The sequence below is a fragment of the Amycolatopsis kentuckyensis genome (assembly GCF_002155975.1).
GTDB lineage: Bacteria > Actinomycetota > Actinomycetes > Mycobacteriales > Pseudonocardiaceae > Amycolatopsis > Amycolatopsis kentuckyensis.
Map to the genome: position 1 here is coordinate 1 of NZ_MUMI01000659.1, position 5,156 is coordinate 5,156.

General features: G+C 72.1%; 6 protein-coding genes. 5 read left to right on the forward strand and 1 reads right to left on the reverse strand.

All coding sequences use genetic code 11. From position 1 onward, the window contains the following. The 3 genes from CCN39_RS45025 to CCN39_RS45035 form a co-directional block, all read left to right on the forward strand. Nucleotides 1-1,326 (forward strand): DUF6801 domain-containing protein (locus tag CCN39_RS45025; protein ID WP_086852997.1); only part of this gene is annotated, 1,326 nt, incomplete at its 5' end. Nucleotides 1,327-1,340: 14 nt separating this feature from the next. Continuing rightward, a complete protein-coding gene (locus CCN39_RS45030) occupies nucleotides 1,341-1,922 on the forward strand; it encodes a DUF6801 domain-containing protein (RefSeq protein WP_244211309.1) in 582 nt (193 codons plus the stop codon). A gap of 40 nt (nucleotides 1,923-1,962) precedes the next feature. Then, nucleotides 1,963-2,574 (forward strand): DUF6801 domain-containing protein, encoded by a 612-nt coding sequence (locus CCN39_RS45035; protein WP_086852999.1) that lies wholly within the window; start codon nucleotides 1,963-1,965, stop codon nucleotides 2,572-2,574. Between the two features lie 42 nt (nucleotides 2,575-2,616). On the opposite strand, the gene CCN39_RS45040 is transcribed toward CCN39_RS45035, so the two are convergent. Beyond that, entirely contained in the window at nucleotides 2,617-3,906 is a 1,290-nt protein-coding gene (locus CCN39_RS45040) for a PucR family transcriptional regulator (RefSeq protein ID WP_086853001.1), read from the reverse strand. Between the two features lie 308 nt (nucleotides 3,907-4,214). Here CCN39_RS45040 and CCN39_RS45045 point away from each other — a divergent pair, with 308 nt between their 5' ends. Further along, nucleotides 4,215-4,913 carry a hypothetical protein gene (locus CCN39_RS45045; protein ID WP_208630656.1) on the forward strand — a complete coding sequence of 233 codons (699 nt, stop codon included), beginning with the start codon at nucleotides 4,215-4,217 and terminating at the stop codon, nucleotides 4,911-4,913. After that, a partial coding sequence (locus CCN39_RS45050; RefSeq protein ID WP_086853003.1) for a GntR family transcriptional regulator occupies nucleotides 4,910-5,156 on the forward strand: 247 nt, incomplete at its 3' end. The genes CCN39_RS45045 and CCN39_RS45050, both read left to right, overlap by 4 nt.

Here is a 5,156-nt window from a genome sequence, read left to right on the forward strand (position 1 = left end):
GCCCCCGCCCCCGCGGCCCCGCCGGAGAAGACGGCGACGGCCTCGGTCTCGGTGACCTGCCCCTTCGCCGACCCGCTCGGCTCGCGCAAGCTCACCGTCGTCACGTCGGCGAACCTGCCCACCCAGGCGAAGACCGGCACCTCGGCGACGATCAGCAAGTACTCGGTGCAGTTGACCCTCCCCCGCGACGTCGCGCTGGCGCTCCTGCCCGCCGGCGCCACCGCCGGTTCGGTGCGGGGTGCGGTGCAGCTCGACCTCACGGTGCACCAGGGCGAACGCTCGGACAAGATCCCGGTCCCCCTCACCGTCGCGCCGACGCCCCTGCCGGAAACCGGCGACGTCACCCTCACGGCCACCGGCGACGTGCCGGAGATCGCGATCAACACCCTCGGGGCCGTCACCTTCGACGTCACCGCGCCGACGCTCGCGCTGGCAGCCGTCCCGGCGCCCGACGCGGCCGCCGCCCCCGACGCGCCGACCACGCCCGCCACCGCCCAGCCGGCGCCGCCGATCGCGTGCACCCTCGATCCCGGTCAGCAGGCGACGCTGGGCACGGTCCTCGTCCAGCCGACGGCAAGTCCCGAGCAGAAGGCCGCTCTCGGTGCGGGTGCCTCGCTGGAAGACGAACCCCCACCACCTCCGAACGAATACACGGTGCCGCTCGGCCTCATCACCATCTTCACGAAGTCGACCATCGCGAGGCTGGGCGCGACCGTCGTGTCCGACCCCGCCCTCCTGATCAACGGGTTCTTCTCGGTGGACCTCGACACCGGCGGCTCCCGGGTCTCCGGGTCGGCGGTGTTCAAGCCGACGCCCACCACGTTCCTCGCCTTCGGGTTCGTGCCGGTGACCGCGACCGTCGAGTTCCTGCCGGAGGACTACCTGAACAGCAAGATGATCGAAATCGGCGGCGGGCTGTACACCGGCGACGACGGCGAAATCTGGCTGAGCACCGAGCTGAACGTGATGGGCCGGGTGAGCGGCGTGAAGATCAACGGCGTCCCGTTCGACGTCGGCCCCGACTGCGTGACGGCGAAGCCGATCCACCTCGAGGTCAGCGGGCACTACGACCCGTTCACCACCGGCCACATCCAGGACCCGGACTTCACCCTGCCCGCGTTCCGTGACTGCGGCTCCAACGGCCAGGACCTGACCCCGCTGCTCACCGGCATGAGCTCGGGCGGGGGCAACCAGGCCTTCATCGACACCTACAACCTGAACGGGTGCACCGAGCCCGACCACACCCAGTGTCCGCCCGACACCCTCCCGCCCTCGCAGGGCTCGCAGGCCGCGGCGGCGCAGAAGGCGGCCGCTAAACCGAGGTGAACCGAGGGGGAACCATGAGGACCGGAACGGCGCTCGCGGCGGCGTTGCTCATCACGGGCGTGGCGACGGGAACGGCAGCCGCGGCGACGGTGACGACCCGGACCGGCGTGCTCACCTACACCTGCACGTTCCCGGGCATGACGCCGCAACCCACGATGCTGACCGCCCAACTGGACGTCAGCGATCCCCACCCCGGGCAGCAGTTCACGGTCCTGCCCTCCGCGACACAGGTCATCCCGGGCAGCGTGCGCGCGGTCCTGCGCAATGCCGGCTACGACGCGGTCCGCGGCTCCCTGGCGGGGACGTTCGGCGTCTCGAACGCGACTCCGGACTCCGGCACGATCAGCGGCGGCTTCCTCGACGTGCCCATCGGCACGACAGGCACCATCACCCTCCCGGTGGCCGGCCCGATCCAGACGTTCACCGCCGGCGCGGCGGGCACGATCGGGTTCTCGATGGGCCCGGGCCTGTCCGAGTCACTCGAGTTCCACCGGGCGGCGACCGGGACCTGGGTCCCCTGGTCGATGAGCTGCCCGCTGAAGGTGACCAACCCGCCGCAGAACCCGGCGTTCCTGCCGGCCGTCGTGATCGGCTGAGGCAGTTTCGGCGAAGGCAGCAGATTCGAAGGGGAGTCGAATGATCCTGCGCATCCTCACCACGGTTTCGTGTGCCGCCGCGATGGCGGTTTCCCTGGCCTGCCCGGCATCCGCCGCCACCGCCACCTACCAGACCGGTCCCGTGCTCAACGCCTGCACCCTGCTCCCCGGGGTCACCCCGCAACCCGGGATCGTGACAACCCGGTTCGACGGCCCGGACTCCGTCGCCTCGGGCACCACGGTCACGCCGGCCGGCGTGGGTGGCGGCGTGCGGTTCGAAGCGGGTCCCCACGCGATCCTGACCGCCTACGGCTACGACGGCTTCCGCGGCCACGTCGACCTGGGCCTGGCGGCGACCGGCGCGACGTTCTCCGGGCCGTCGGCCACCGGGCTGACCGTGCCCGAGCAGATCTTTCCCGCCGGTGGTGCCTTCGAGGTGCTGTTCGAGCAGGGGCCGGGTGCGGTGGTGCCGTCACTGACCGCGGGCGCGCCCGGCACCGCCACGGTCAAGGTCACCACCACGGCCACCTTCACCCTCGAGGTGCACCGGAAGGCGGACGGTGTGTGGAACCCGTGGACCATGACGTGCAACATCAAGGTGACGAACCCGCCGCAGAACCCGGCGTTCAGCCCGTCGATCCCGGTGACCTGACGGGGCTCCCGCAGGGTCCACTGTGGAGGGGGCCCGAAGCGGTCACGGCTGCTGCGACGTCCACTGTGGACGCGAACCACCCGACCGCGGCGACGGCAGCAGCTCGCTCACCGGGTACCGCAACGGCAACGGAGCCGCCCCCGCCCGCAACGCCAGCTCCATTTCGAACCGCGCCGTCGGATCCTTCAAGCTCTCGCCGAACGTCGCCTGCAGCTGGCGCATGCGGTAGCGGACCGTCTGCGGGTGAACGCCCAGGCGCTCCGCGATCTCCACCACGTTGCCCTGGCTGTCCAGCCAGGCCCGCAGCGTCTCCAGCAGCCGCTCCTGCTGCTTGCCCGTCATGTCCGCCAGCGGCGCGAACAAGCGGTGCCGCAGCGTGCCGACCAGGCCCGTGTCCGAGTTGACCAGCAGGGTCGCCAGGTGCTCCTCCGCGCGCAGCACCGGCCGCGCCGCCAAGACGCCGCGCTCGGCCAGCTGCAGCGCATTGCGGGCCCAGCGCAGGGAATCCGCGACCGAGGCCAGCGGGACGCACGGGCCGATCGCCAGGCGGCAGTCCGGCAGCGCCACCTGCAGCGCCGCCAGGCGGGCGCTGCTCAGCTCGCCGGGGACGACCAGTTTCGGGTCCGGCGTGTCGAGTTCGGCGAGGACATCCGCGTCGAGGCCCGCGTGCCGGCGGGCCGGGGCGACGCCGCCCGCCGGGCAGACCGCCACCGGGGTCGCGTCGGACGGGACCGGCCAGCCGATCAGCTGGGCCAGCTCGGCAATCGCTTTCGGGGACGCCGGCGGCGTCTCCAGGATCAGGTGCAGGAGCTTGCGGCGCCAGGTGTCCAGCGCCCCCGCCGTGCGCGCCTTCGCCTCCAGGTAGCCGTCGAGCGCGACGGACGCCAGCTCGTCCATGAACGCCAGCATCGCGTCGGCCAGCTGGGACATCACCGCCGACGAAAGGCCGCTGCGCCGCCCGACGCGCATGATGCGCCGCCACGACACCCGCGCGCCCACGCGGTACGCCGACTGGAGCGTGTCGAGGCTGCGGCCTTCGCGCATTTCGTTCTGCCCCAGGCGGTGGTGCACCTCGTGGGACTGTTCCTTCGACACCGTCGGGTCGGCGATCTGCGCGACGAACAGCGTGATCGCGTATTCGACGCCGGCCCGGATCGACTTGCCGTAGGGGCCGTCGAGCGGGCGCGCGTACGCCGGGATGGTCGCGCGGATTTCTTCGACGATTTCGGCGGCGAGGCTGGCCAGCTCGGGCCGCAGGATGTCGGCCAGCTTGCGCGGCAGTGCGGCAGGTGGCGGCGGCGCAGCGTGATCGAATCCGCGCTCCACCGACATCGCAGCTCCTTCGCTCCGCCCCGGGACTCCGGTCGCGGGCTCCCCACGACCGGGCACCCATGCCTGTTGCACGGGTGACAACCGACACATCGAAAAACTAACGCCAAACGTGTCACACCCGTGAAGGAAAACCGATTTGTTGTCACCAGGGTGACAAATTTCCGCGATCGGGCTGCGATCGGCTGACAAGTGTCCCGCCGACTGCACTGTGCCGTGCGTACGAACGGACGAACCTCCAACGACCGGCCCGCGCTGCGGTTACGCCGGAATCTTGTATCGTGTGGTTGATACAAGCCAGAGGAGTGGTGATGCTGCAGCTCGACAACCTGTTCTGGATCGCGGCCATCATGGGCCTGGTCGGCCTGGCGATCCTGATCGTGCTCTGGCCGGGCGAGAAGCATGGAAAGCGCTTGCTCACCCGCTGGGGCGTCGCCGAACCCGACGCCGCGGAGGTCGAGCTCGCCGTCCGCTACCTCAAGCGGCGCCGGCTCTGGTACCCGTGGCTGTTCCTCGCGATCCCGCCACTGCTCGACGACCGTGGGCTGGGCTCGATCCTCGCCACGCTGCTGCTGGGTGCCCTGATCGCCGAGCTGCTGGCCCAGCGCCCGTCCCGCGGCCCGCGTCGCGAAGCCGATCTGGCGCCGCGGACGCTGCTGGGGATCGTCCCGGCGTGGATCCTGGTGCTGGGCGGGCTGGCGGCCGCGGGATCGCTGCTGCACCTGGGGCTGACGGCGCAGTGGAAGCTGCTGGCGGTGGCGGCGGGCACGGTGCTGGTCAGCGCGGCGATCACGCTGCTGGCGGTGCGCCGCCCGGCGGTCGGCGCCGCGCGGGCCGACCTGGCGCTGCGCTGCCGCAGCGCGCGGGTGTCGGTCGGCCTGGGCATCGGCGCGTGCACGGCGGTCGGCTGGCCGGCGGGTGACTTCGTGTCGTTCCTCGCGGTCGTGGCGGGCCTGGCGGCGTTCCTCGCGGTGACGGCCCCGGTGAAGCGCCTGTCGGCCGCGGCGTGAAGATCGTCGTCGACACGGAGAACGGCGTGCCGCCGTGGCGGCAGGTGCACGACCAGGTGATCCGCGCGGTGACGGCGGGGGCCCTGCCGGAGGGGGCCCGGCTGCCGCCGATCCGCCAGCTGGCGCGGGATCTGGGGCTGGCTTCGGGAACGGTGGCGCGGGCCTACCGCGAGCTGGAGGCGGCGGGCTGGGTGGCGACGGCCCGGGCCCGCGGCACGGTGGTGACGGTGCCGTCGGGCCGCC

Bases quoted from the DNA above. Each gene is read 5' to 3' on its own strand.
- CCN39_RS45035 (WP_086852999.1), top strand. From the start codon at position 1,963: ATGATCCTGCGCATCCTCACCACGGTTTCGTGTGCCGCCGCGATGGCG.
- CCN39_RS45030 (WP_244211309.1), top strand. From the start codon at position 1,341: ATGAGGACCGGAACGGCGCTCGCGGCGGCGTTGCTCATCACGGGCGTG.
- CCN39_RS45045 (WP_208630656.1), top strand. From the start codon at position 4,215: ATGCTGCAGCTCGACAACCTGTTCTGGATCGCGGCCATCATGGGCCTG.
- CCN39_RS45040 (WP_086853001.1), bottom strand. From the start codon at position 3,906: ATGTCGGTGGAGCGCGGATTCGATCACGCTGCGCCGCCGCCACCTGCC.